Annotated in this window: 24 protein-coding genes and 2 tRNA genes; 15 read left to right on the forward strand and 11 right to left on the reverse strand. The window is 46.0% G+C overall.

Annotation, left to right across the window (positions count from 1 at the left end; genetic code table 11):
* Positions 1-42: 42 nt before the first annotated feature.
* Complete coding sequence (locus tag HMPREF3144_RS03010; RefSeq protein ID WP_070476325.1) at positions 43-1,311, forward strand: M48 family metallopeptidase; 1,269 nt, start codon at positions 43-45, stop codon at positions 1,309-1,311.
* Positions 1,308-2,204, forward strand: coding sequence for a ribosome small subunit-dependent GTPase A (gene rsgA, locus HMPREF3144_RS03015; RefSeq protein WP_036559560.1), 897 nt, complete (start codon positions 1,308-1,310; stop codon positions 2,202-2,204). The genes HMPREF3144_RS03010 and rsgA overlap by 4 nt, the downstream gene beginning before the upstream one ends.
* Before the next feature lie 7 nt (positions 2,205-2,211).
* On the opposite strand, the gene HMPREF3144_RS03020 is transcribed toward rsgA, so the two are convergent.
* From HMPREF3144_RS03020 to HMPREF3144_RS03035, 4 genes are all read right to left on the reverse strand, one after another.
* Positions 2,212-2,919 carry an NUDIX hydrolase gene (locus HMPREF3144_RS03020; protein WP_018026234.1) on the reverse strand — a complete coding sequence of 236 codons (708 nt, stop codon included), beginning with the start codon at positions 2,917-2,919 and terminating at the stop codon, positions 2,212-2,214.
* 200 nt (positions 2,920-3,119) lie between these two features.
* The gene (rplS, locus tag HMPREF3144_RS03025) at positions 3,120-3,497 is read right to left on the reverse strand and encodes a 50S ribosomal protein L19 (RefSeq protein WP_036559556.1); all 378 of its coding nucleotides are present in this window, start codon (positions 3,495-3,497) and stop codon (positions 3,120-3,122) included.
* Between the two features lie 234 nt (positions 3,498-3,731).
* The gene (locus tag HMPREF3144_RS03030; RefSeq protein ID WP_070476326.1) at positions 3,732-4,589 is read right to left on the reverse strand and encodes an MBL fold metallo-hydrolase; all 858 of its coding nucleotides are present in this window, start codon (positions 4,587-4,589) and stop codon (positions 3,732-3,734) included.
* A gap of 72 nt (positions 4,590-4,661) precedes the next feature.
* Positions 4,662-5,564 carry a LysR substrate-binding domain-containing protein gene (locus tag HMPREF3144_RS03035; RefSeq protein WP_070476328.1) on the reverse strand — a complete coding sequence of 301 codons (903 nt, stop codon included), beginning with the start codon at positions 5,562-5,564 and terminating at the stop codon, positions 4,662-4,664.
* 158 nt (positions 5,565-5,722) lie between these two features.
* Here HMPREF3144_RS03035 and HMPREF3144_RS03040 point away from each other — a divergent pair, with 158 nt between their 5' ends.
* The gene (locus tag HMPREF3144_RS03040) at positions 5,723-6,769 is read left to right on the forward strand and encodes a YeiH family protein (RefSeq protein WP_070476331.1); all 1,047 of its coding nucleotides are present in this window, start codon (positions 5,723-5,725) and stop codon (positions 6,767-6,769) included.
* On the opposite strand, the gene tilS is transcribed toward HMPREF3144_RS03040, so the two are convergent.
* From tilS to cysS, 4 genes are all read right to left on the reverse strand, one after another.
* Complete coding sequence (gene tilS, locus HMPREF3144_RS03045) at positions 6,755-7,753, reverse strand: tRNA lysidine(34) synthetase TilS (RefSeq protein WP_065420976.1); 999 nt, start codon at positions 7,751-7,753, stop codon at positions 6,755-6,757. The genes HMPREF3144_RS03040 and tilS overlap by 15 nt on opposite strands.
* Before the next feature lie 67 nt (positions 7,754-7,820).
* The gene (locus HMPREF3144_RS03050; protein ID WP_070476333.1) at positions 7,821-8,783 is read right to left on the reverse strand and encodes an acetyl-CoA carboxylase carboxyltransferase subunit alpha; all 963 of its coding nucleotides are present in this window, start codon (positions 8,781-8,783) and stop codon (positions 7,821-7,823) included.
* A gap of 45 nt (positions 8,784-8,828) precedes the next feature.
* Positions 8,829-9,464 carry a DNA-3-methyladenine glycosylase family protein gene (locus HMPREF3144_RS03055; RefSeq protein WP_070476334.1) on the reverse strand — a complete coding sequence of 212 codons (636 nt, stop codon included), beginning with the start codon at positions 9,462-9,464 and terminating at the stop codon, positions 8,829-8,831.
* Between the two features lies 1 nt (position 9,465).
* Positions 9,466-10,929: a cysteine--tRNA ligase gene (gene cysS, locus HMPREF3144_RS03060; RefSeq protein WP_070476337.1), complete on the reverse strand. Its 1,464-nt coding sequence runs from the start codon at positions 10,927-10,929 to the stop codon at positions 9,466-9,468.
* A gap of 88 nt (positions 10,930-11,017) precedes the next feature.
* On the opposite strand from cysS, the gene HMPREF3144_RS03065 reads away from it, so the two are divergent.
* From HMPREF3144_RS03065 to HMPREF3144_RS03075, 3 genes are all read left to right on the forward strand, one after another.
* Entirely contained in the window at positions 11,018-11,929 is a 912-nt protein-coding gene (locus HMPREF3144_RS03065) for a tetratricopeptide repeat protein (protein WP_070476339.1), read from the forward strand.
* A gap of 107 nt (positions 11,930-12,036) precedes the next feature.
* Positions 12,037-12,543 carry a peptidylprolyl isomerase gene (locus HMPREF3144_RS03070; protein ID WP_048767215.1) on the forward strand — a complete coding sequence of 169 codons (507 nt, stop codon included), beginning with the start codon at positions 12,037-12,039 and terminating at the stop codon, positions 12,541-12,543.
* On the forward strand, positions 12,536-13,306 hold the full coding sequence (locus HMPREF3144_RS03075; RefSeq protein WP_070476386.1) for a UDP-2,3-diacylglucosamine diphosphatase: 771 nt from the start codon (positions 12,536-12,538) through the stop codon (positions 13,304-13,306). The genes HMPREF3144_RS03070 and HMPREF3144_RS03075 overlap by 8 nt, the downstream gene beginning before the upstream one ends.
* 7 nt (positions 13,307-13,313) lie before the next feature.
* Here the strand turns inward: HMPREF3144_RS03075 and HMPREF3144_RS03080 are convergent, their stop codons facing one another.
* A complete protein-coding gene (locus HMPREF3144_RS03080; protein WP_048767177.1) occupies positions 13,314-14,165 on the reverse strand; it encodes an undecaprenyl-diphosphate phosphatase in 852 nt (283 codons plus the stop codon).
* Positions 14,166-14,252: 87 nt separating this feature from the next.
* A complete protein-coding gene (locus tag HMPREF3144_RS03085) occupies positions 14,253-15,023 on the reverse strand; it encodes an inositol monophosphatase family protein (protein WP_018026247.1) in 771 nt (256 codons plus the stop codon).
* A 140-nt stretch (positions 15,024-15,163) separates the two neighbouring features.
* Between HMPREF3144_RS03085 and HMPREF3144_RS03090 the strand changes: the two genes are divergently transcribed.
* Entirely contained in the window at positions 15,164-15,928 is a 765-nt protein-coding gene (locus HMPREF3144_RS03090; RefSeq protein WP_070476340.1) for an RNA methyltransferase, read from the forward strand.
* Positions 15,929-16,043: 115 nt separating this feature from the next.
* Here HMPREF3144_RS03090 and HMPREF3144_RS03095 read toward each other — a convergent pair whose 3' ends face one another.
* Positions 16,044-16,907 (reverse strand): mechanosensitive ion channel family protein, encoded by an 864-nt coding sequence (locus tag HMPREF3144_RS03095; protein ID WP_070476342.1) that lies wholly within the window; start codon positions 16,905-16,907, stop codon positions 16,044-16,046.
* 93 nt (positions 16,908-17,000) lie between these two features.
* Here HMPREF3144_RS03095 and HMPREF3144_RS03100 point away from each other — a divergent pair, with 93 nt between their 5' ends.
* The 8 genes from HMPREF3144_RS03100 to bfr all read left to right on the forward strand — a co-directional run bounded on the left by HMPREF3144_RS03100 (position 17,001) and on the right by bfr (position 25,384).
* Entirely contained in the window at positions 17,001-18,509 is a 1,509-nt protein-coding gene (locus HMPREF3144_RS03100) for an AMP nucleosidase (RefSeq protein ID WP_036559528.1), read from the forward strand.
* 326 nt (positions 18,510-18,835) lie between these two features.
* Positions 18,836-21,445 (forward strand): DNA mismatch repair protein MutS, encoded by a 2,610-nt coding sequence (gene mutS / locus HMPREF3144_RS03105; protein ID WP_141742711.1) that lies wholly within the window; start codon positions 18,836-18,838, stop codon positions 21,443-21,445.
* A gap of 117 nt (positions 21,446-21,562) precedes the next feature.
* A tRNA-Arg gene (locus HMPREF3144_RS03110) sits at positions 21,563-21,639 on the forward strand.
* 137 nt (positions 21,640-21,776) lie between these two features.
* A tRNA-His gene (locus HMPREF3144_RS03115) sits at positions 21,777-21,852 on the forward strand.
* A 580-nt stretch (positions 21,853-22,432) separates the two neighbouring features.
* A complete protein-coding gene (locus HMPREF3144_RS03120; protein WP_070476346.1) occupies positions 22,433-22,915 on the forward strand; it encodes a hypothetical protein in 483 nt (160 codons plus the stop codon).
* Between the two features lie 9 nt (positions 22,916-22,924).
* Positions 22,925-23,338 carry a DUF1828 domain-containing protein gene (locus HMPREF3144_RS03125; RefSeq protein WP_070476348.1) on the forward strand — a complete coding sequence of 138 codons (414 nt, stop codon included), beginning with the start codon at positions 22,925-22,927 and terminating at the stop codon, positions 23,336-23,338.
* A 146-nt stretch (positions 23,339-23,484) separates the two neighbouring features.
* Positions 23,485-24,837 carry an MATE family efflux transporter gene (locus tag HMPREF3144_RS03130; RefSeq protein WP_070476350.1) on the forward strand — a complete coding sequence of 451 codons (1,353 nt, stop codon included), beginning with the start codon at positions 23,485-23,487 and terminating at the stop codon, positions 24,835-24,837.
* A 73-nt stretch (positions 24,838-24,910) separates the two neighbouring features.
* A complete protein-coding gene (gene bfr / locus HMPREF3144_RS03135) occupies positions 24,911-25,384 on the forward strand; it encodes a bacterioferritin (protein WP_036559518.1) in 474 nt (157 codons plus the stop codon).
* The last annotated feature ends 8 nt before the right edge of the window (positions 25,385-25,392 follow it).

Consider the following 25,392-nt stretch of genomic DNA (forward strand, 5'->3'; position numbering starts at 1 on the left):
TGCTAGTATTGTCGCATAGAACGATTATTTATACTAAACGCCATGCAAGCACATCATTTTACATTTTTATTTATTAGCTTAATTATTCTGGATTTTGCCATTCACACCTGGTTAAATATCCGCCAAATCCGCGCTATCTCAAAACATGCCAGCGCCGTACCTGCAGAGTTTGCCGAGCAGATTAGCTTAAAAAGCCACCAACGCGCTGCCCGCTACAGCTTGGAGCGCTTAAGACTCAGTCAACTTCAGTTATTTTATGATGTGGTGATACTGTTGGCGCTCACCATCTTAGGCGGTCTTCATTGGCTCTACCAAGCCTTTGGCTTAGCAGCGGAGCCAACGATTTTTAAATCCATTCTCTTTATTCTTTGTGTCCAGCTAATATTAAGCGTGTTAGGCTTGCCCTTTGCGATTTACAAAACCTTTAGACTTGAACAAAAATACGGTTTTAATCGCACTACGCCCGGCTTATTTATCAAAGACACTCTCATGAGCTCGGCCCTCTCGCTGGTATTGGGTAGTGCCATTTTATGGGCTATTTTATATCTGATGCAAAGCACTGAGCAATGGTGGTTTTGGGCCTGGTTAGTGGTGCTCGTCTTTATGGCAGTGATGATGTATATAGCCCCCACCTGGTTAATGCCTTTATTTAATAAATTCACGCCCTTAGATGAGGGCGAGGTGAAAGATAAAATCGAAAGCCTAGCCAATCGCTGTGATTTTCAGCTAAGCGGTCTTTTTGTGATGGACAGCTCCAAACGCAGCTCACACGGCAATGCCTTTTTCACGGGTTTCGGTAGCAATCGTCGCATTGTCTTTTTTGACACGCTCCTTAACAAATTGGGGGCAAATGAGATTGAAGCCATTATGGCACACGAGCTTGGGCATTTTAAGCATAAACATATTATTAAGCGCTTAGCCTGGATGGTGATCGGCAGCTTTATCTTTTTCGCACTACTTGGCTATGTTAGTGATAAAAGCTGGTTCTACGAGGGTTTGGGTGTGCCGTTAGGGGAGCAGCAGCATTATCATGCCTTAAGCTTGGTACTTTTTGCCTTAGTCATACCAAGCTTTACGTTTTGGCTCACCCCACTCAATAGTCGCTTATCACGCCGTGATGAATTTGAAGCAGATGCCTTTGCCGCTCAACACAGCGATGCCAATGCGCTCATTGCTGCCTTGGTTAAGCTCTACGACGATAATGCCAGCACCCTCACGCCGGACCCGATTTTTTCCGCCTATTATGATAGCCACCCACCGGCCATCATTCGGATTCAACACCTTAAGCGCCTGACGGGAGCAGCAGCATGATGCAAGGACGCATTATCTCTGCCCATGGTCGACATTATGTGGCCCGCGTTGAGGATCAATTATGGCATTGCTATACGCGCGGCAAACGTGCAGGGATTTGCGTCGGTGATTATGTCACCATATCAGCACAAGGTCAAAATGAAGCACGCATTGAAACAGTGCATGAGCGTAGGAATTTACTCTATCGTAGCGATGAAATGCGAAGCAAGCAATTTGCCGCTAATGTCGATGTGCTTTTATTTATCACCGCCGTGGAGCCTCGATTTTCTGAGGATTTGTTGGGGCGAGCCTTAACCGCCGCCTGGAATGAAACGCTTAAACCCTATATTATTTTAAATAAAATCGATATAGCAAGCGGTCTAGCGGAGGCCAGAGCACGTCTCCAGCTATATCATCAGCTAGGCGTTGAGATCATTGAATGCACCATCACCGACAGCGAGGATTTAAGTGCTAAGCTGCTACCACTGATTAAGGGGCAAACGGCGCTTTTACTAGGACAAAGTGCGATGGGTAAATCCAGCATTTTAAATGTACTGGCACCTGAGGCCAAAGCCCATACACAAGCACATTCTCAAGCCCTAGGTACTGGTCGTCATACCACCACAAAAACCGAGCTTTACGATATTTATAATGACGGTGAGCTTGTTGCTTCCTTAATTGATTCACCCGGCTTTCAAAACTTCGGCTTACTCCATCTAAGCGATGAGCAGATTATCAAAGGCTTTCCGGAGTTTAATGAGGCGCTTAAGCAATGTCGCTTTTACAATTGCCGACATCTACAAGAACCTGGCTGTGGCGTCATTGCCGCCCTAGAGCAAGGGCAAATACAGCCCGAGCGCTATCAATTGTACCAACGGATTATTGCTGAAAATGAGGCAGCCAAAAGGTGGTAAACCCTAACTAGCGCGCTTGCTGCAGACGTTGATAGAGGTTACGTAGAATCGAAGCAGTTGCACCCCAGATAAAGTGATGCGCCCAGTTAACCCCATAATAATTAAAAGCCATACCGTCACGCTCTGCTGTGTAAAGACGATAGTTATTCGGATCAGTTAAATAACTCAGTGGCACCAAAAAAACCTCCTCCACTTCCCGCGCATCAATCACAAAGCGCGAGACCTCACTTAACCACCCCAGATAAGCGCTCATCGCAAAACCTGTACCGGTATAAAATATCGGCATCTCGCCAAACACCGAGATGCTAGAGCGCTCCACCCCAATCTCTTCTTCGGTCTCACGCAGGGCGGCATCCTCTAAGCTACTATCGCTCGCATCAAAACGCCCACCGGGAAAGCAAATCTGACCACGATGATTACGTAACTTGGACGAGCGCTTTGTCAACACGATCTGTGTCTCATCATCTTTACTGATCATGGGTATCAATACACCTGCCTCAATAAAGCTGCTTTTAATCACCGATTTTTGCGAATTCCAACGCGCCACTAACTCATCCTGCTGCCAGACATAATCGGGAGAAAATGCGCGTTGCATCAATTGCGGTAATTCATCCTCAGCAATCACTGGCAAACCGAAACCTGCCGACACCGAAGGCTGTGTCAGGGGATTAAAATCAGGCACGGAGGAATGCGGACGAGAAGAAGACTGAGTCATGACAGCACGTTTTATTTAATCGATTGTGTATATTATATCGGACGCTATGGGATTAGCAATCTACCAGCGCCAAGCTGTGCTCCCTGCGTCCGAGCGATTTGTCCATAGCAGACAACCCTAGACGCAAAAAAAGCATGCTGACGAATAAACGTTAGACATGCTTTTAAGAAAATCGTTCGACGAAGCGGAGCGACTACAAACTACTTAGCAACGGCTTTACGAACCAACTTCTCTTTAATACGAGCTGCTTTACCAGAGCGATTACGTAAGTAGTAGAGCTTAGCGCGACGCACGTCACCACGACGCTTAACTTCGATTGAAGCGATTTGCTGAGAGTACAACTGGAAAGTACGCTCTACCGCCTCACCAGAGGAAATCTTACGCACGGTAAAAGCAGAGTTTAGGCCACGATTACGCTTAGCAATCACTACGCCCTCATAAGCCTGAGTACGCTTACGATTACCCTCGATCACGTTAACATTTACTACAACGGTATCACCAGGACCAAATTCAGGTAAGGTCTTGCCCTCAGTAAGGCGCTGAATCTCTTCCTGTTCAAGAGTTTGAATTAAGTTCATTGATAGACTCCAAATCATCATACACAACGAAAACGCTCCATGCGGCTCTTGTTCTTGGTCGACTACGAGCTCATACATGTAAGCTACACACTGCGGTAGCTTAATTGCCAGAGGATGAGTAAGCCAAACATTTTATCCTTAAAATCAGCTACTTGTCAATCGATAACCCACTTAAAAACCTCCCTCGCTCATAAAAGCAACTCCCTCTCACCCAAGGACTACAGTGAGGGCAAATTAAAGCTGATTAATCGGGATTTTAATGTAGGAGGTGCCATTATCCTCCGGTGGTGGTAGCTCCCCTGCCCGCATATTGAGTTGCACCGAAGGTAAAATCAACTTGGGCATACTCAACGTGGCATCACGCGCCGTGCGCATTTTGACAAAGTCCGCTTCAGTCGCACCGCCACCGACGTGAATATTCTGCAGACGCTGCGCCTGAATGGTCGTTTTAAAGTCATAATAATCACGCCCCGGTGCCTTATAATCATGGCAAAGATACACTACCGTATCATCGGGTAAGGCAAATAGCTTTTGAATCGATTGGTATAAGGTAGCTGCATCGCCTCCCGGGAAGTCACAACGCGCTGTGCCATAATCAGGCATAAATAATGTATCCCCGACAAACACAGCATTTTCAATCACATAGCTAAGACAGGCTGGGGTATGGCCCGGAGTATGCATAACGCGCGCCTGCAAGTCGCCAATACTAAAGGTATCACCGTCTTTAAACACATGGTCAAACTGAGTCCCATCACGTCTAAAGTCTTTTTCGACATTAAATAAATCGCCAAAAACCTCTTGCACCGTCGTAATATACTCGCCGATAGCAATACAACCTCCGAGCTGCTCCTTTAAATAAGGTGCGGCCGACAGATGATCGGCATGAATATGCGTCTCTAATAGCCACTCCACCGCTAGCCCTTGCGCTTTAATATAAGCTATCACCGCATCCGCCGCTTGCGTCGAGGTACGCCCAGCGGCCGCATCATAGTCTAGTACCGAATCAATAATGGCGGCTTTTTTTGTGTGCGGATCACTGACCACATAACTATAGGTAAAAGTATCTTCGTGAAAAAACTCTTTGACCTGCATAACTCACATCTCCTTAATTACTTTTGGTCATATTCATATATTCTAAAGTTATATGGATATCGTACCTGATCTCTAGACTGATGTCATGCCGTCAAAGCGATAATTAAACGCAAAATCCACAAATGTTTGATAGGCCTCAGAATGCGTGCTTTGTTTATTTTCCAATAAATATAAAGGGCGCCTTAAAGGCTCACTTTGCTCTATTGTCAGGATCTTGATTTTGCCTAAGGCCAACAAATCCTCTAAGGCAAAGCGTGACAAACAGCCCACCCCTAGATCATTAATGACCGCCTGCTTAATCGCTTCAGAATTACCCAATTCAATCACTGCTGAACGTTCTAAATACTGCAATAAATGCCTTTGCACAAAGCTACGTGTACCCGAACCAATCTCACGTAAAATTAAGGGAATTGCTTCTAGCTCGCGAATACTTTTCAAGGTCTTATGTGCTGGCACAAAGCGACTATGTGTAGCCGCAAACAAGACCATTTCATCATCCATCCATTTGCTCGCTTTCAGTTCAACAAATGGATTTTCCCCCTCAATAAAACCCACATCATAGTCATAATTCAGTAAGCCCTGGCAAACATCACTACTATTAAAAATAGCTAAGCGTATATCGATGTTCGGATGCTGTTGTTGAAAATCACGAATCAATCTCGGCAACAGATAATTGGCGATGGTGGTACTCGCCCCAATCACTAGGCGCTCTACTTTAAGATTAAACAAATACTCAATCTGTTCCACCTGCTTTAATGCATTGCTTGCTAAAGGACTCAGCAAATGAGCTTGCTGTGTAGGAATAAGACGCTTAGCCACACGTTGAAATAAGGTGGTATCGAGCTGCTTTTCCAATTCAGCCAAAGCCATACTGATAGCGGATTGGGATAAAAACACCTGTTTCGCCGCTGCCACCGTACTACCACGATGATAAACCGCTAAAAATATTTCTAATTGCTTTAAGCTAATACGCATGGCTGGATGCTTCCTCGTGATTAAGGTGAAGAGTGATGAGCAAATCTATCAATTATATTGATAGATTATATAGATATTACTGATTTTTATTTATAAACAAAAATCTGTAATATAAAAACCGTATTAATCTTCATGCTGTTTTTATCGGTTCTGTTACCATGAGTCAAACCCAACGTACATCATTCTTCAGTCATGGCAAAGCGTTACTGCCCGGTTTACTTTTAATCGCTGCCATTGTGATTGCCTCTACTGTCTTGTTCCGTTTGGGCGTAGGTCAAGCCTATGGTCTGAGTCCATTGATTTTTTCCATCTTGCTGGGCATGATCGTCGGCAATACCTTTTTTAAATATCTGAGTCATGCCGCTAATCCTGGCGTGACCTTTGCTAAAAGTAAGCTCTTACGCTTAGGGATTATTCTGTATGGTTTTAATTTAACCGTGAATAAGGTCTGGGCACTTGGTCTACAAGCCATTCTAATTGACGCAGTAATGCTCATTTCAACCTTTGTCCTAACCTACTGGCTCGGCACCAAGGTACTAAAAATGGATAAAGACACCAGCATTTTAAGTGGCGCAGGCTGTAGCATATGCGGTGCTGCGGCAATTATGGCCACCGCCTCGGTCGCTCGGGCGAAAACCTCGGCCGTCAGCCAAGCCGTGACAATCATCGTTCTTTTCGGTACGCTGGCGATTTTTATTTATCCAATGTTATTTCCACTCTTTACACACTATATTAGCGAGTCGGCCTTTGGGGTCTATGTCGGTTCCTCAGTGCATGAAGTTGCGCAGGTGGTCGCTATTGGCAAGGTCTTAGGACCTGAGGTAGCAGATACGGCCATTCTGTCCAAAATGGTGCGTGTGATTATGTTAGCGCCCTTTTTATTTGCCATTTCCTTTATTTTTTATCGTAAAAAAGACGATAATACAAGCGATGACAATGCCCCTAAACGATTAGCCCTACCGTGGTTTGCAGTTTGGTTTTTAATCATGATTGGTGTGAATTCGGTACTCCCCATCCCCGCTGATTGGCTCAACAATATTTTATTTGTGGACAATATCTTACTGATGATGGCGATGGCTGGTTTAGGGCTCGGTACGCAATTTGCCACTCTCAGAGCCGCTGGACCACGCCCCTTTGCATTAGGCTTGATAGTTTTTATCTGGTTAATGACGGCAGGCATGGCTTTACAGCTACTCTTTGCCTAAACACACGCGGCCTCGCACTACCGCAATCCGATAGCATTGATGCTGTAGCGTGAGGCTGCGATCAAAGCCTAATTGATGCACTTCTCTCAATTGACGTAGCCAATCTTGCAGGCGCCTTTCCGTTGGCATGGGGATATCATGCAAGCTCAACCAATAACGCAACACATGCGCCTGCCTCCGCTCTGAAAGCTGACGCCACGCAAGCAAACTAAAGTCGCTTGCCCCAGGGCCTAAATCCAATTGTTCTAAATCAGCCGCCGCCACCTCTTCCAACAAGGCCTGCGCCTCCGCCATCAGGCGGGCATGGCGACTAAGCGTCTGCTTCCATTGCGGCCACGCCCGCTCCAGCCCCGGAACCAGCAAGCGTCGCAAGGCACCTCGCTTATAACGCAGATCTAGATTACTCGGATCCTTAATCATCTCAAAGCCGCTGAGCGCCGTAAATCGCGCCGCGGCTTCCATAATCACTTGACGTTCTAGTTGCAACCAAGGCCGATGATAGCTCACACCGCCATAACGATGTTCATGCTGCATGCCTCCCATCCCCTTGACCCCACTGCCTCGCAACAAACGCAATAATAAGGTTTCCGCTTGATCATTCAGATGATGCGCCAAAATAAAATGCTGAATCTGATGCGCTTGACAATAGTCACTATAGGCTTGATAACGTGCGAGACGTGCGGCTGCCTCCTCACCTAGACCAGAATGCCGTGCCACCGTCACCCGCAGCACCTCACAGTGAGCACCCAAATACGCCGCTAGGGCCTGGCAATGCTCCGCCCAAACGTCTGCCTCAGACATCAAACCATGATGAATATGAAGCACATGCAAGCTAATATTAAACTTGCGGACCATAGGGATCATAGCCGCCAGCAGCATAGAGGAGTCGGCGCCACCGCTTAAGCCCACGGCAATACGGAGGGCTGGCGTAGCGGTGGGATTAGCCGATTGAAGTGAGCGCAATAAATCGACGAGTGGCTTCATTAAGCCGCTCGTCGATTTCGCTTCATAAAAAAGAATTAAGGAGGGATGGTAATATTCGCTTAGCGGCTTAGGCTTTTTCAACGAAGCTACCATAAGCCATTAAACGCTCAAGACGACGATTCACTAACTGAGTAGCACTCATGCCGTGTAATGAGCGTAACGCTTCAGTTAAGGCGCGACGTAAGTTACGGTACATGAGCTGATGGTCACGATGTGCGCCACCGACAGGCTCAGGAATCACCTTATCAATAAGACCTAATTGCTCTAATTTCGGTGCCGTAATAGCCAAGGCCTCGGCTGCCACCGGCGCCTTGTCGGCACTACGCCATAGAATAGAGGCGCACCCCTCGGGCGATATCACTGCATAGGTCGCATACTGCAACATTTGCACCACATCACCCACCGCAATCGCCAAGGCGCCACCAGAACCGCCCTCACCAATAATGGTCGCAATTAAAGGCACCTTTAACTCAGCCATGGCGTAAAGATTTTGCCCAATCGCCTCCGACTGACCACGTTCCTCTGCACCAATACCTGGGTAAGCACCCGGGGTATCGATAAAGGTAAAGATCGGTAAGTCGAACTTTTCAGCCAAACGCATAAACCGCAACGCCTTACGATAACCCTCGGGCCTAGGCATACCAAAATTACGGCGCGCCCGCTCCTTGGTGTCGCGACCCTTTTGGTGACCGATCACCACACAAGGCTCACCATTAAAACGAGCTAAGCCACCGACAATCGAAGGATCATCTGCATACATACGGTCGCCATGCAACTCATAAAAATCAGTAAATAAACCGTCAATATAATCCAGGGTATAAGGACGCTGTGGATGACGCGCTACCAATGCGGTCTGCCAAGGTGATAACTTCTTATAGATGGACTCAGTTAAGTCGTCACTCTTTTGCTGAAGCTTAGTGATCTCCTCGGATATATCAACCACGGAGTCGCCGGACATATGGCGTAATTGATCAATCTTCTGCTCCAACTCTTCGATTGGTTTTTCAAATTCCAAATAGGTGTTTTTCATCTTTTTGCTCTATAGCCTTTTATTCTACTGAGTGAAATATCGTTGCTATGCCACAGCGTCGTCAAGCATACTACGCCACATATACCAAGTCGCTACCGTCTGCCAAGGCTGCCAATTATCAGCCAGCTCACGCACTTCAAAACGCGAGACCGGCTCACCACTAAAATAATGCTTGGAGACCGCCTTAAGTAGTCTGGCATCCTCCAAAGGTAAAATATTAGGCCGATGTAAATTAAATATTAAAAACATCTGCGCCGTCCAAGCCCCAATGCCGCGAATCTGACACAGCTCATTTATCACTTCTTGATCCGACATTTTAGACCATTTTTTAGGATTAACGGTTCTAGCTTCAAAGTGATCAGCAAGATCAATCAAATTACCGGCCTTACGCTTGGCAATACCGATGGCTAACAATTGCTCCACCGTGCGGGCAGAGATACACTGGACGGTAGGTTGCTGACCACACAATTGAACTAGATTACGCCAGACCTGATTCGCACGAGCCTCGGAAGACTGCACCGAAATCAGCGAGCGCACCAAGGTACTAAAAGCACCTTGCGTTGTGGCGGCAAAGTACTCACCATCATATTGCTGAATAATTTTATTGAGAATACGGTCATTTGCTTTTAAATGCTCAACCGCCTCATCCCAATACGCCGGTTTTGTGCCTTTGCTAGCCATACTAAATCCTGCGCCACTGGGTCAAACCACCGGGCTTATCCTCTAACTCAATACCGGCTTGCTTTAATTGGTCCCGAATCTGATCGGCCAGGGCAAAATCTCGGGCCGCCTTGGCCTCACTACGTTGCTGAATTAAGCCTTCAACCTCAACCTCAGTTAAGGCACTGTCGCTACTTTGCTCACTACCTAAACGGGTATAGCGTGAGTAAGAACGTAAATAGACCACCGGATCCTGCTGTAAAATGCCTAAGAGGCCGCCTAATGCACGCATCTGTGCCGCTAAAGCACGATCTCCCTCACGGTTTGCCTGAGTTAACATCTCGAATAGAACCGCAATCGCCACCGGCGTATTAAAATCATCATTCATCGCCGCCTTAAAGGCTTTGGCGTAATCGCTGTCCCAATCAATTTCGACCGCAGGCTCTACCCCTTCAAAACCGAGATTATTTAAGCCTTGATAAAAACGATCCAGTGCATGTTGGGCGTCATTTAGATTGTCAGGGGCAAAATTTTGCTGACTGCGGTAGTGATTACGTACGATAAAAAAGCGTAACATCTCCGCTTCACGCACATGATAGGGATAGTCCGCCACCTCGGGATTCGTCTTATCGGTGCCGATCACCTGACGAATGGTCATAAAATTACCCAGTGATTTAGACATTTTGTCATTATCCACCATCAAGGGACCACAGTGCATCCAGTGATTTGCTAAGGTACCACCAAAGGCTCCCTCGGATTGAGCTATTTCATTTTCGTGGTGTGGAAATTTTAAATCTGGGCCACCGCCATGAATATCCAGCGGCATCCCTAACAAATCGCGACTCATGGCCGAACACTCAATATGCCATCCTGGACGACCCACACCGTAAGGCGAATCCCACTTACTATCCTCAGGATCCTCTGCTTTGGAGGCCTTCCACAACACAAAGTCCAAGGGATCCTCCTTGGCGTCAGAAATAGCTACACGCTCACCCGCACGCATTTCATCCGGACTGCGTCCAGAAAGCTTGCCGTACTCGGGAAAACTGCGAACACGATAATTGACATCACCGTCTTCACTCTGATAAGCCAAGCCCTTTTCTTCAAGTGCTTGAATAATTTCCACCATCCCCTGTACATGACGCGTCGCGCGTGGTTCATGATCCGGTGCTTGCACCGATAAGGCACGCTCATCAGCATGCATCGCCTCAGTGAAAAAACTCGTCACCTGATGCAAAGGCTGCTGTGTCGCCACCGCACGACGGATAATCTTATCGTCGATATCCGTGATATTGCGTACATAGGTAACCTCATAACCCTGGCAACGCAACCAACGCTGAACCACATCAAAACTCACCAACATACGCGCATGACCTAAATGACAAAAGTCATAAACCGTCATACCACAGACGTACATGCGGATTTTATTTGCTTCAACAGGCTTTAATTCATCCTTGCGACGTGTTAAAGAGTTATATATCAACATAGGTTATGAGAAATAAAGTTACAATAGAGGATTAATTTAGATCGTTAAGTATAGCAATCTAGCACCTTTTCTGTTGAGTATTGCCCCGATGAATAAGAGAAAGATTCCTTTATATATTGCTTTTAGCTTTGCTTTAAGTGGCCTTTATGCACCGGTGTCGGCGCAGTACATCCCTTTGACTGATTTACCTGAAGTACCACTGCAGATGAACGAAGGCGGTCAGCTGATACAAGCCTATCCCCAAGGCAGTGCGGCGCCAGTCAGTGATGAGCTAAGTTTAGAGATAGCGGATAGTCTCAATCTTGAACCCTTGGATCAAACACTCTATGATGCGCCCTACGGACAAATCTCGGCCACCCCTATCGAGTTCCAAACGCTTAATCAAGCAGCGACGGTTCCTGCTGGCAGCACTGGCGCTAGCGGTCTGACAAGCTCAGCACAAAGCGATGCAGCTACGGATGGTGGTTGGCAGGGCTTGGCTAATCTATTACAAAAACTAGAACCCAAGGTCGACACCAGTCTGCCCGAGAGCCGTAGTCAATTAAGCAATCGCATTAACGCCCTTATCAATACAGGACGTTATCAAGCCGCCTTAGATGAAATCAACAAGGTCTTCAGTAGTACTGGCTATATTGAAAGCCCAGGTGAAGATGTGCAGTTACGCTTTTTAGAAGCACGTGCCTATAGTGGCTTGGGCCAATACCAACAAGCACTGGCACGCTATAAGGACTTAAACAGCAAATACCCGGAGCTACCTGAGCCTTATAATAACTTAGCCGCACTGCAAATGAGCTTGGGCTTATTGGATGAAGCCTATGAATCACTCAGCATGGCAACAACACTCCGACCTAACTATGGCTTGGCACAACGCAATTTGGCGATGGTACATTTACTCAAAGCCCAACAAAGCTTTGAGATCGCTGCCAAACAACGGGTTGCCGGCGCTGCTGAGGCCGCACAGTCAATTCGTCAAATCATTGAGAGAGGACAAAGCAAATGATGTTAAAATCAAGCCGTTTAGTCGCATTAACACTAGCGGCCACATTCACTATGGCACCTGCAACGACGGTGCTATCACAAACAAATAATCAAAAGGATTCAAGTGCTATGTCAAATACACGCGTTAAATTAGTAACTAATATGGGTGATATTGTTTTGGAATTAGATGGTGCTAAAGCGCCTATCACCACGCAAAACTTTCTGGACTATGTGAAAAACGGTTTTTACAGCAATGTGATTTTCCACCGCGTGATTCCTAACTTTATGATTCAAGGTGGCGGTTTTGAGCCAGGTATGAATCAGAAAAACACAAACGCGCCCATTACCAATGAAGCGGATAACGGTTTAAAAAATGATAAGTACACCATCGCCATGGCGCGTACTCAAGATCCGCATTCTGCTTCTGCGCAATTCTTTATTAACACCAACAATAACGACTTCCTTAACTTCACCGCCCCTAGCGTTCAAGGTTGGGGCTATGCCGTTTTCGGTAAAGTGGTTGAAGGCACTGAGGTAGTGGATGCGATTGAAAAGGTAGCCACCGGTACCCGCGGTTTCCACGGCGATGTACCACGTGAAGACGTAATTATCCAAAGCGCAGAAATTGTTGAATAAACTGTCTCTCACAGGCACGGTTTATTTGGCCTCAGATATTCATCTGGGGCCCACTATCCCCCGTACTAATCAAGCTTTCTATCACTTTTTAGCAGAGGCTGCAAGCGCCGCCGACAGCTTGATTCTGGTGGGGGATATTTTCAATTACTGGATTGGCGATGATATTGCCATGCACCAGCCAGAGCCATGGTTAACAGAGGCACTCACTCAGCTACAGCGCTTTGCCGCTCAAAAGCCGCTCTATTTAATCCGTGGCAATCGTGATTTCCTGATTGGTCACGCCTTAGCCGAACGGCTTGGGGCAAGACTATTAGCCGATCAAATTATTTTACATGTTGATGATCTGGCGGTTTATCTTAGTCATGGCGATGAGCTATGTACCGACGATAGGGGCTTTATGCTCTTTAGAGCATGGACACGTCAAGCTTGGCTACAACAGCTATTTTTTAAACTCCCGCTCACATGGCGCCTAGCGATTGCCAATAAGGCACGTAAAAAAAGCCAAAGCAAGCAGGCTGCGCCTAACTACCAGCACCAGCGTGGTGATGTGACAAAAGCTGCTGTTAGGCGTGTGTTTGAGCAATATCCAGGGCTTCAAGGCATGATTCATGGGCACACCCATAAGCCGCAGCAGCATCTCATAGCACTAAATGGCAAAAGCTATTGGCGTGTGGTGCTACCTGACTGGGAGCTAGATCAAGCAGCTCCCCGCCAGGGCTATGCCATCTTAACTAAAGACGGTGTGCAATTGATCAGCGCTTAAGCCTGCTTTACAAATAACCTAGCGCCCATAAACCAACCACGGCACCAAAAATAATACGGTAAATCGCAAATGGTTTATAACTGAATTTAGAAACAAAGCGTAGAATCGCTCGCACTAACACCAAAGCACTTAAAAAAGCAAAAATAAAACCAACCACGATCGCTGAGATATTTTCATCACTCAGCTGATCACCGTATTTATATAGGCTCAGCACGGTCGCCGCCAACATGGTCGGCATCGCCAAAAAGAAAGAAAACTCGGTCGCCGTACGACGCGGAATACCGGCAATCATACCGGAAATAATGGTAGCGCCAGAACGTGAGGTACCTGGTACCATCGCCAAACATTGAGCAAAGCCCACCACCAAAGCCTGCTTCCAAGTGATTTTTTCCAGCCCTGCACCAAGCGGTGTATTCTCATCAAGCAGTTGATTGGCCTTGCTCATATGCGGACGACTTTCCACCCACAGCATAATCAAACCACCGACGATAAGGGTAAACACATAAACAAAAAACTTGCCGTCCAGTAGTTTAGCCACTTGATCAATAATCAATAAACCAATCACCGCTGCCGGCAGAAAGGCCAAAATAAGATTACGCGTCACCAATACATACTTTTGTTCACGCCGCAATAAACCGCCCAACAACTCCAGCAGATAATGACGATAAATCCAGATAACAGCAAGAATAGAGCCAAACTGAATCACGATTTCGTAGACTTTGACCTCACCGGAGTCAAAATTAATCCAGTCACCCCAAATAATTAAATGCGCTGTGCTGGAAATCGGTAAAAACTCGCTTAAGCCCTCAATCATACCGATAAATGCGGCTTTTAAAAGATAAATAATATTCATACTCAATGACTTATAGAATTAGCGCTAAGCTACATTGAAAGGCTAAGTCCCTATCGTGCTTACTTAGCCTCATGCGTGAAAATATTTGCGATACTACTTCGCTGCATTTAAGGTCTGCACTAATTGAGCGAAGATCTTGGGGCTAGCGGCGAGTACATTACCCGTACGCATCCAATTCTGCTCCCCTTGCCAATCACCAATTAGACCACCGGCCTCCAACACCAACAAACTACCGGCCGCAGTATCCCAGGCATTTTGCTTAAGACCGCAGTAGGCATCTAAACGACCACAAGCTAAATAAGCCAACTCTAGCACCGTACTACCTAAACGACGGAAGCCATTGCTGCGACTAATTAATTCATTAATAAACTGCGTATCAGCATGCTCAGCACTAAACTTACTAGCCACGCTAATAATCGCCACATCCAAGCTAGGACAAGGACTGACACGAATACGGCGATCATTTAAAAAGGCCCCGCCCCCACGACTCGCCGTAAAGAGCTCATTGCGATTAGGATCGTAAATCACTGCCTGTTCAATCTGACCACGTACGGCTAAGGCGATGGAAACGGCATAATTAGGAAAACCATGAATAAAATTCTTAGTACCGTCTAAGGGATCGATAATCCAACGATACTCAGAGTCCCCGGTAATACCCGACTCCTCGGCCACAAAGGCGTGATCAGGATATGCCTCACTCAAAATCTGAATAATAGCTTCCTCAGCATGACGATCAATATCAGTGACATAATCGCCTGGACCCTTGGTGGAGATGGAGATTTTATCTAGATGTAAACTGGCACGGTTAATGATATTGCCGGCGCGACGGGCTGCCTTAATGGCAGTATTAAGCATTGGGTGCATGATTATTACAGAACAAGTTTAGTAAAATCACTATTTTAAATGACAACACAATTTTGAGCTACCTAAGCTAGACTTTTCCTAGTAATAGTTAGAAGATAAACAGCATGAGCATCAATTCACTCGCAAGAACACATTTTATAATGACCAATCCCAGCCACCCGGGTAATGTCGGTGCTGCCGCACGCGCCATGAAAACCATGGGTTTTGAGCGATTGCGCTTAGTAAAACCGCGCTTTGAGCAGATGATGCAACATGAAGAAGCCATAGCATTTGCCAGCGGCGCCCAAGATGTGCTTGCTAATAGCCTTGAGTTCGCTAGCTTTGAGGAGGCCTTACAAGGCACCACACTCAGCTTCGCACTGACCGCCCGCCCCCGCGATATAGGGCCCAATTGTCTGCATCTACGCGCTGCGGCACAATTAGCCAAAAATCACTTAGCGGCGGATTCAGCGCACCACGTGGCCATGGTGTTTGGTACTGAGCGTAGCGGTTTAAGTAATGAGCAAATCAGTCATTGTCACTATATTTGCTATATCCCGGCCAACCCCAACTACAGTTCCTTAAACATCGCCCAAGCTATGCAACTCACCGCCTGGGAGCTACGCTATGCCTTGCTTGAGGCAAAAAATAGCGATGAGGCTAGCGCCATCCATGCTGAACCAAATAGCGCTGCGCACTTCCCTGCACCCGCTCAGGATCCCCTAGCACCGCAAGAAAAGGTGGAGGCACTGATGGCCCATTGGCAAGAGGCGCTGGAGGCCATTGAATTTATTGACCCCGAGCGCCCTAAACAAACCATGTTAAAAATGCGTTATTGGTTAATGCGCAGCCGCCTTACGCAAAATGAATGCGATATGTTGCGCGGCGTTTGCACACAAATCCTCAAACACGCCAATTCAGCTTAAGCCATGCCCTCACAGAACTGAAGCATGACCTTTGTCCTAAGGTAGCTGCCATATATAAAAATAAAGCGCCTTAAACTAAGGCTAAGGCGCTCCCCGAACTCAACGACATCACTGCCTATCCTGTCTGCTCCGACTCATCCGCCAAGGCATTTTCAAGGTCTTGCTTCGCATGCGCCACCGAAATATGCTCAACCCGGGTAAAGGGTAAATCAAAGCCCGCAGCCTCAAGCGTTTTGCGGACACCCAACATGATTTTCGGCAACTCATCAAAATACACAGCAGCCGGTACCCATGCACGTAAATTAAGCACCAAGCTATTTTCACGATACTCATTCACATACACAGAATAAGGTAAATCCTTAATCACTTGCTCATTGCGCTCTAGTAATCGCTTCAGCAAGGCAATGGCTTCCTCTGTATCTTCACCGTAATGCAGCGCAACGGGTAAATCAATACGACGATTGGCATTACGACTAAAATTAATAATGGTGCTATTCCACACCGTACTATTCGGTATGGTAAGCAAAATACCATTAGCCTGCTTGATACTGGTTAAGAACAAGCCGATTTCCTCAACCGTACCTTCATAATTACCACCAATGCTCACATACTCCCCTTGCGCTAAGGGACGTAAGCTTAACAACATAATGCCCGCCGCAATATTCTGTAGCGTGCCTTGCAAAGCCAAACCAATGGCCACACCGGCCGCACCTAAAGCAGCAATTAAACTGGCGGTCTGCACACCGAACTGGGACAGGACGACCACAATGGTCAAAATACGAATAATCCATTGCACAAAGGAACTAATCATCGGCAATGCGGTGGTATCCACCTTACGCTTGGTATGGCCAAGGCGACGAATGGCTCGACACACCAAATTAGAAATAGCCCACCCTAGTATTAAAATCACAATGGCACTGACAAAGTCGATCACAAACTTTTCCAGTAGCGGGATATATGGACTAATGGTTTCGAACATCAGAACTCCTAATAAAATAGTATTAATTGTCACATTGAGACTTTATACTTAGATGAGCAATAAAAGCAAATCATATTGAAACAGGTTGTAGCAATGTTTAATCAGGTCAGAAATATAATCAGCCCCCAGAGAATCCCTTTTCAAGCATTTGATGATGCCGCAAAAGCGTGGGAGCAATTACACTTTATTTATGAAAGAAACTGCAATTTTATACGTCAACACTTTCATCAATACGCCAATCAAAACTTACCGGAAAATCAGGCCATTCGTGCCTTTTATCCTGCCGTTCGTTTACAGATCACTCATCACCACGATGTAGACTCGCGCCTCTCCTACGGCTTTGTGGAGGGTCCTGGGGTGTATGAGACGACCGTAACACGACCGGATTTATTTAAGCAGTATTTAATTGAGCAAATTACACTCTTAATTAAAAATCACCAATGCAGTGTAGAAATCGGTGAATCCCAAACCCCTATCCCCTTGCATTTTTGTTTTAATCAAAATGAAGCCCTCGCTGAAGAGCGTCCAGCTATTTTGACCGATGCTGTGGGTGCGAAAATGCTGAATCACTTTGATGTGCCAAATCTGGCCCAAATTGATGATGCCATTGTCAATGGCACCTATCCCTTAACACCTGGCAAAGCCATGCCACTCGCCCCCTTTACTGCGGTCCGGGTGGATTATTCATTACAGCGTTTACAGCACTACACCGGCACAAAACCGGCGCACTTTCAGCAGTTTATTTTATTTACCAATTATCAGTTTTATGTTGAAGAGTTTTGTCATTATGCCAGGGAACAAGTGCAATCAGATGACTCAAGCTATACCGAACTGGTGTTACCGGGGGATATTCTGGTCGATAAGCTCCTGAGTGCAGAGCAAATCAAAGCGGCGACCGCCGGTGTCAAAAAACCGCAAATGCCTGCTTATCATTTAAAACGAGCCGACGGCAGTGGCATCACACTGGTCAATATTGGTGTTGGTCCTTCCAATGCCAAGACCATCACCGACCATATTGCCGTATTACGTCCTACCGCTTGGTTGATGGTGGGACATTGCGCTGGACTTCGCAGTAGCCAACAGCTAGGCGATTATGTGTTAGCGCATGCCTATGTGCGTGAAGACCATGTGCTGGATGAGGATCTACCCCTCTTTGTGCCCATACCCGCCCTGGCAGAGATTCAAGTAGCCTTGGAGGAAGCGGTTGCCGAAATTTCTGGCTTAAAAGACTATGAGTTAAAACGCATTATGCGTACAGGTACCGTGGCCAGCATTGATAATAGAAACTGGGAGCTGCGTTATCAGGAGGGACCGGTGCAGCGCCTGTCTCAATCCCGTGCCATCGCCCTAGATATGGAGTCAGCAACCATCGCAGCGAATGGCTTTCGTTTCAGAGTGCCTTATGGCACCTTATTATGCGTGTCCGATAAGCCATTGTATGGTGAATTAAAGCTGCCTGGCATGGCGACGGAGTTCTATCGGATTCAAGTTGCGCAGCATCTGCAAATTGGTATACGCGCCTTGGAAATACTCAGAAAGATGCCCAAAGAACGTATCCACTCGCGCAAGCTGAGAAGCTTTATTGAGACCGCCTTTCACTAAGCCTTGCTCTCGGTGCTGACATCACACGCACCACGGAAGCACTGACATGATGCCGGACGCCATCGCGTCCGGCTTTAATAGCACGATCTATAATAGTTTAAGCTTAAATCTGCCCCTTAATTTTCGCTTGCAGGCGCTTAGGATTTTTATGCGCCAGTCATACTATCCTCAACCAGGCTTGGTTGCAAAGCCTAAGACTGTCATATAATATTAAGCACGACATTCGCACAGAGTAGCTGCAAGCAAGTGCCAATAAATCATCGCTTTAACCGCAGCCTTCAAGCCGCAAGCGGCACCTCCTAATCAAGTAATAAGTGATAGCTTTAATGACAACGAGTGATTTATCATCCCATACGCCCATGATGCGACAATACTTTAAGCTTAAACAGGAAGCGGGTTCGATGCTGCTGTTTTATCGCATGGGTGACTTTTATGAGATGTTTTATGATGATGCAATCAAAGCCGCACGCCTACTTAATCTCACCCTAACTAGCCGCGGTACCAGTGAGCCTATCCCGATGGCTGGCGTACCGGTGCATGCGATGGAGCAGTACTTAGCCCGTTTGGTCGCCATGGGTGAATCTGTGGCAATTTGTGAGCAGATTGGCGATCCGGCAACGAGCAAAGGCATTGTCGAGCGACAAATTGTGCGCACAGTAACCCCTGGTACCCTCACCGATGACAGTCTGCTACCAAGCAATAGCGATCGTCCACTGTTAGCCATTTATCTTAGTCACAAAGCACGCCACCGTAAATATGGCCTAGCGTGGATGAACTTAGCCAGCGGTGAATTTAGGGTAAATGAATGTGCCATTGATAATTTAGCCTCCGAAGTGCATCGAATTGCGCCAGCAGAAATTATTACAGCTGATTCATTTAAGCTTGAACTAAATTATCCGGCGGCCTATAGCAAAACAGCAGATTGGCATTTTGAGTTAAGTGCTGCCGAGGCCAAGCTTTGCAGCCATTTTGCAGTCGATAGTTTAACCGCCTTCGGCTTAGATGAGCTACCCAATGCTACCATCGCCGCCGGGGCTTTATTAAGCTTTGTAGAAAACACACAAAAGCGTAGCCTCTCGCATATCAAACCGATTCAGCCAGATGATACGCAAGACTATTTGATCTTAGATCCGGTCACCCGCAAAAACTTAGAAATTACCCAAACCATTAGCGGTGACAGTAGTCCCACCCTATTTAGTCTGTTAGACCATTGTCATACAGCGATGGGAAGCCGTTTATTGCGTCGCTTTTTGCATCACCCCTTACGCGCCAATGCACCGATTCTAGAGCGCCAGCTTTGTGTACAGGCCTTTTATCATCTCTATACCACACGTCATTTCGATGATCCGATTCAGGGTTTTGAGCTTTTTTTAAAAAACACACCAGATATTGAGCGTGTGGCGACTCGCATTGCCCTTAGCTCAGTGCGGCCAAAGGAATTAGCTGCGCTACGCGATGCCTTAGTCAAACTACCTGCGCTATGTGAATTGATTGCGGCAAACTTTAGCGAGACACCGGCGTTGCTTAAACTACATACGCTGTTAACAATTGATCCTGAAGCAGCGCAGCTATTACAAGGAGCCATTGCAGCGGAGCCTGCCACGATGCTGCGAGATGGTGGTGTGATTGCCGACGGTTTTGATAGTGAACTCGATGAGTTGCGCCGATTGACGACTGATAGTGGCGAGTTTTTACAACAACTAGAAGCACGTGAACGAGAAAAAACCGGTATTAGTAATTTACGGGTGGAATATAACCGCGTGCACGGCTTTTTTATTGAGGTTAGCAAGGGACAAATCGAAAAAGTTCCCACAGAATACCGCCGTCGCCAGACCCTGAAAAATGTTGAGCGCTATATTACGCCGGAGCTAAAGGCGTGGGAAGATAAAATTCTCTCCGCTAAGGATCGTTGCTTAAGCCGTGAAAAATGGCTTTTTGAGCAATTAATTATACAATTACAAGCCCATGTTGAAGCCATGCATCAGGCCTCGCACGCCTTGGCTCAACTAGACGTGTATAAGGCCCTAGCGCATCATGCCTATGCCAATCAATGGGTACTGCCCGAATTAATTGAGGGACCAATGATTCACATTAGGCAAGGACGTCACCCCATTGTCGAACGCAGCATCGAGCGCTTTACGCCCAATGATTGCCAACTCGATGCACGCCGACGTATGCTGTTGGTGACTGGCCCAAATATGGGTGGTAAATCCACCTATATGCGACAGACCGCCTTAATTGTATTGCTAGCGCGGATGGGTAGTTTCGTACCGGCTGAGGCGGCTCAAATTGGCCTAATTGATCGTATTTTTACCCGTATCGGTGCAGCTGATGACTTAGCTGGCGGGCGCTCCACCTTTATGGTGGAAATGACCGAGGCGGCAACCATTTTAACGGCCGCCACGCCAAATAGCTTAGTGCTGATGGATGAAATTGGTCGCGGCACATCCACCTACGACGGTCTTGCGCTTGCTTGGGCCATTGCCTGCCGTTTATTGACACATAATCAAGCATTAGTACTCTTTGCTACCCATTATTTTGAGTTAACCCGCTTGCCAGAACAGTTTGAAGACGTTGCTAATGTGCATTTAAGTGCGGCTGAGTCTGCGCAGGGGCTAGTCTTTTTACATGAGGTTAAGGAGGGTCCAGCCAATCGTAGTTACGGTATTCAAGTGGCACAACGAGCTGGTATCCCCATGGCAGTTATTCGGCAAGCGAAGCGTGAGCTGGATAACTTGGAGTTAAAGGCCGAGGAGCGCCCGCAGCTGGATTTATTTAGTGCCCCGCTAGAGGAAATCAATCAACAAGCAAATGACGATCAGCTTGAGCTAAAAGCGTTTAAAGAAAGTCTTGCTGCGATTGATCCAGACTCGCTCAGCCCTCGAGAGGCTTTAGATCTACTGTATCAGCTCAAAAACCAATTCGGTGGGGACTAAGGCTTCTTGCTGCAACTTTGAGGCAAGTACTGGGTGCGCACGATGACTTTTTCGAATGATAAAAAACCTAAAGCCTTAGACAAGAAAGAAATTATAGGGTAGAATATCTTTTTTTGCGTGCCAGTAGCTCAACTGGATAGAGCACCCGCCTTCTAAGCGGGCGGTTGTGAGTTCGAGTCTCGCCTGGCGCGCCATCAAACAGAGATAGCTGTCTTAGGATATGATGAGTATTAACAACATATCCATGCTAGCTAGCTGAAGTTTTTAAGTAGTAGCGGCTTCTTTCATTGACATAATAAATTTACCTGCTATACTTATTAATTCTTCTGTGGTGACCGTAGCTCAGTTGGTAGAGTCCCGGATTGTGATTCCGGTTGTCGTGGGTTCGAGCCCCATCGGTCACCCCATCAATTTCTTTTCAATCGATCTCCCACACTGACTTAGATTATTTCAATTCTCAACGATGAGAATAGAAAAATAAGCCACGATCCTAGTTGCCTTTAGTTTAAATACAGAATTAAATCATTAAAGTTTAAACTAAATAATTATCATCTTGATGGTATTATTATCCCATCTTCAACATGGATAATAAAATCCACGCCCTAGGTATTGGCCATCTAGCACTTGTAAACTAACCCTGATGTAAGTTCTCCACAGCCCAATATCGTATTAAGCTTAGCAACACCTTCTGAACAATCTAGCAAAAGCGCGATGTACTCCAAAACTAGGCGATTAGTGTGTTGATGGCAATACAGCCATGAAAACATAAAATAAATTTGAAGCAGCAGACTTTAACATCGTTAGCTTTAATGACTTACTGCTTAGTAAGCGTCTGATTGTGCAAACTGATGGAAGATTAGCAATAGTCAGCGATAACAGTTCAGTCTATACCACAGAAGACATTAACGCATAACGAACAGATATAAGCACCTGCAATCGCATTCAAACATTACGAGGACAGAGAAAACAAGGGCAAAGGTATGAGGTATGAGCATTGATTCTTCACCGCCCTATGAAGAAGTACTAAAGTTTCTGAGCACTCAGAAACTTTATGCTGAGGATCTACCGGACTGGTCTTTCTCTAATGACGCTAGCGAAACTTACGAATTATCGTTTGGTCTACTTGATAAGTACAGCTTGGAACGCACAAAATTCATCGTAGAATTATTGATACAATACTCACCAAAGACAAAGAAAAGACTATTTAAATTCACTTTGTTAAAGGTAGAATATAAAGACAAGGGTACTACTCGCTATTACCAATTAGAAATCAAAAGCTTTAAAAATATTAAAAAGAGTTTTGGGCATAATCTGCCGCATGAACATATAGGACGCAATCCCGAGGGGCGCGTGAATGGCTCGTTGGATTGGCTTGATTGGGATTTTGAACAAGCATTTTCCCATTTTTGCTCGCGGGTACGTATTGACTTTGACAAGAGACCACGAGCCCCAGAAACATTTGAATTATAAGGGCATACTATGATTTGTAAAAGCTTTGCTGAAATGACAGGTTTTGAATGCCACCCCTTAAACGAAGAAAGCACGGTGGTTTACGTTGCTACGCCATTTACTTTTGAGGACGGAGACACGCTCCCGCTTTATGTTGAGAAAATAGCCAACAGTCACATACGATTTTTTGATGATGGAGAGCTTGCTCTGCATTTTCTGGGTAGAGGATTAAGCGGAGCTAAGAAAAACATAACATATAGTTTTTTAAGCGCCATTGCCTCCAAAAACAACTTAACTTTTGAGAAGAATATTTTAGAAAAAACATCTTCAATCGCTGAGGCTTCAATCGGCTTTGCAAGCTACCTAAGCGCCCTTTTAGATATAATCGCATGGGAAAAAGAAAACATAAATATTGATCTTAATATTATCGAGACAATTAAATAGCCCTAAAAGCATGGCGACTTAAATAACCACTTTTCAGCCACTCAAGCCGCAAGCCTATCGTACGACGGGCGTGACATAGGGGTCTGCTATAATAAGCCCTGAGCCTAGCAGCCGCCTTACAATCAACCCATTCCTCACAATCTTTAATGCCCACTCGTATACCATTGTTTAATGATTTTTCCAGCTATCTGAAGCTGTTCCGATTAGCACTGCCTATTATTCTGGCAAATGCTTCGGTACCCTTGCTGGGACTGGTTGATACCGCCGTGATCGGGCAAACGGGTCAAACAGCCGATCTGGCGGCGATTGCTTTAGCCTCGCTAATTTTCAGCTTTGTTTACTGGGCTTTCAGCTTTTTGCGCATTGGCACGACAGGCTTTATTTCCCAAGCCGTGGGTGCAAATAACGACGATGAATTGCTGACCGTGGTATTTAGAACCCTGATGCTAGGCACCGTTATCGGCTTGGCACTCATCATACTACAGCAGCCCATCCGCAGCATAGCCAGCTATTTTTTATCCGCCAGCCCCGAAGTTAATGCCTTAGTCAAAGACTATTTCATCATTCGCATTTGGGGTGCGCCCGCCACTTTGATCACCTTTGCGCTGATGGGGATTTTTATTGGTCTCGGTTGGACCAAGCAAATTCTTGTGATTCAACTGCTTTTGAATGGCTTGAATATGCTTTTAAACGTGTTCTTTGTGGTGTTTTTAGCGATGGGTGTTAAGGGCATTGCGCTTGGCACCTTAATTGCCGAATGGGTGACGCTTGGTTACGGTCTGCTTTTAATTATCAAAAAGCTCGATATACTTCCCCTGCGCTCACATTATCAAAGACTCTCGGTACAAATTTTTGATAGCACTAAAATTAAGGCTTTATTTCTAGTAAATAGCGATATTATGATTCGCACCTTGGCGCTACTTGCCGGTTTTGGCTGGTTCGCCCGTCAAGGAGCGAGTTTCGGTGATGCCACCTTGGCTGCCAATCATATTCTGCTGCAGTTTATTTCCATGGCAACCTATTTTTTAGATGGTTTTGCTAATGTCACTGAAATGCAGGTCGGTCAAGCCTATGGCGCAAAAAAAAGACAGCGCTTTTTGCGAGCGGTCATCGATAACAGCGTCATAGCTGCCTTTAGCTCCCTGCTACTCGCGTTATTACTGCTTTTCTGCGGTCAATTTTTTATCCAAGCCCTAACGCCGGATGCCGAATTGCAAAGCATCGCCAATCAACATAAAGTCTTTGCTGCTGGCTATATTTTTATCGCCTTTGCAACCTTTCAGCTAGACGGTATTTTTGTCGGTGTGACGGATAGTAAAGCCATGCGCAATTCCACCGTCATCGCCTTTCTAAGCATGCTATTAAGCGGTTATTTACTTATCGGCCCGCTTGCTAATAACGGTCTCTGGCTCGCCTTGATTATATTTGTGATTGTGCGCGGTCTAGTGCTATTACGTTACTATCCGAGAATAGTCAATCAAACAAAGTGGCAAGACTAAAAGGATGTTTTACATAAGTTGATCCTGTTATAATTAAGTTATAACGACTAGTTAACAACATAAGGAGTTAAGTATGAAGGGTTTAAAAGGTCATCCAGAGATCATTGACTACATGAACAAGTTATTAGCCGGTGAATTAGCGGCACGTGATCAGTATTTTATCCATTCACGCATGTATGCTGAGTGGGGTTATAACAAGTTATTTGAGCGCATCGATCATGAAATGGATGATGAAACAGGTCACGCACATGACTTTATTCGTCGTATTTTGATGCTTGGTGGCACCCCTGTGTCAGCACCTTCAGAAGTTAACATCGGCTCGGATGTGGTGCAGATGCTGAAAAATGACTTAAAACTCGAGTTAGAGGTTCAGGCTAATCTTAAAAAAGGCATTGTGCTTTGTGAAAAGCACCAAGACTATGTGACTCGTCAAATGCTGGTTGAGCAGTTAAAAGACACTGAAGAGGATCATGCACATTGGCTTGAGCAGCAGTTAAACCTCATTGACCATATGGGTCTTAAAAACTACTTACAGAGCCAAGTTTAATAAGGAGC

This window comes from Oligella sp. HMSC05A10, from assembly GCF_001808335.1.
Lineage (GTDB): Bacteria > Pseudomonadota > Gammaproteobacteria > Burkholderiales > Burkholderiaceae_B > Oligella > Oligella urethralis.

Coding starts and splice junctions, on each gene's coding strand:
- HMPREF3144_RS03010 (WP_070476325.1), top strand. CDS start 43: ATGCAAGCACATCATTTTACATTTTTATTTATTAGCTTAATTATTCTG.
- rsgA (WP_036559560.1), top strand. CDS start 1,308: ATGATGCAAGGACGCATTATCTCTGCCCATGGTCGACATTATGTGGCC.
- HMPREF3144_RS03020 (WP_018026234.1), bottom strand. CDS start 2,919: ATGACTCAGTCTTCTTCTCGTCCGCATTCCTCCGTGCCTGATTTTAAT.
- rplS (WP_036559556.1), bottom strand. CDS start 3,497: ATGAACTTAATTCAAACTCTTGAACAGGAAGAGATTCAGCGCCTTACT.
- HMPREF3144_RS03030 (WP_070476326.1), bottom strand. CDS start 4,589: ATGCAGGTCAAAGAGTTTTTTCACGAAGATACTTTTACCTATAGTTAT.
- HMPREF3144_RS03035 (WP_070476328.1), bottom strand. CDS start 5,564: ATGCGTATTAGCTTAAAGCAATTAGAAATATTTTTAGCGGTTTATCAT.
- HMPREF3144_RS03040 (WP_070476331.1), top strand. CDS start 5,723: ATGAGTCAAACCCAACGTACATCATTCTTCAGTCATGGCAAAGCGTTA.
- tilS (WP_065420976.1), bottom strand. CDS start 7,753: ATGAAGCCACTCGTCGATTTATTGCGCTCACTTCAATCGGCTAATCCC.
- HMPREF3144_RS03050 (WP_070476333.1), bottom strand. CDS start 8,783: ATGAAAAACACCTATTTGGAATTTGAAAAACCAATCGAAGAGTTGGAG.
- HMPREF3144_RS03055 (WP_070476334.1), bottom strand. CDS start 9,464: ATGGCTAGCAAAGGCACAAAACCGGCGTATTGGGATGAGGCGGTTGAG.
- cysS (WP_070476337.1), bottom strand. CDS start 10,929: ATGTTGATATATAACTCTTTAACACGTCGCAAGGATGAATTAAAGCCT.
- HMPREF3144_RS03065 (WP_070476339.1), top strand. CDS start 11,018: ATGAATAAGAGAAAGATTCCTTTATATATTGCTTTTAGCTTTGCTTTA.
- HMPREF3144_RS03070 (WP_048767215.1), top strand. CDS start 12,037: ATGTCAAATACACGCGTTAAATTAGTAACTAATATGGGTGATATTGTT.
- HMPREF3144_RS03085 (WP_018026247.1), bottom strand. CDS start 15,023: ATGCACCCAATGCTTAATACTGCCATTAAGGCAGCCCGTCGCGCCGGC.
- HMPREF3144_RS03090 (WP_070476340.1), top strand. CDS start 15,164: ATGACCAATCCCAGCCACCCGGGTAATGTCGGTGCTGCCGCACGCGCC.
- HMPREF3144_RS03095 (WP_070476342.1), bottom strand. CDS start 16,907: ATGTTCGAAACCATTAGTCCATATATCCCGCTACTGGAAAAGTTTGTG.
- HMPREF3144_RS03100 (WP_036559528.1), top strand. CDS start 17,001: ATGTTTAATCAGGTCAGAAATATAATCAGCCCCCAGAGAATCCCTTTT.
- mutS (WP_141742711.1), top strand. CDS start 18,836: ATGACAACGAGTGATTTATCATCCCATACGCCCATGATGCGACAATAC.
- HMPREF3144_RS03120 (WP_070476346.1), top strand. CDS start 22,433: ATGAGCATTGATTCTTCACCGCCCTATGAAGAAGTACTAAAGTTTCTG.
- HMPREF3144_RS03125 (WP_070476348.1), top strand. CDS start 22,925: ATGATTTGTAAAAGCTTTGCTGAAATGACAGGTTTTGAATGCCACCCC.
- HMPREF3144_RS03130 (WP_070476350.1), top strand. CDS start 23,485: ATGCCCACTCGTATACCATTGTTTAATGATTTTTCCAGCTATCTGAAG.
- bfr (WP_036559518.1), top strand. CDS start 24,911: ATGAAGGGTTTAAAAGGTCATCCAGAGATCATTGACTACATGAACAAG.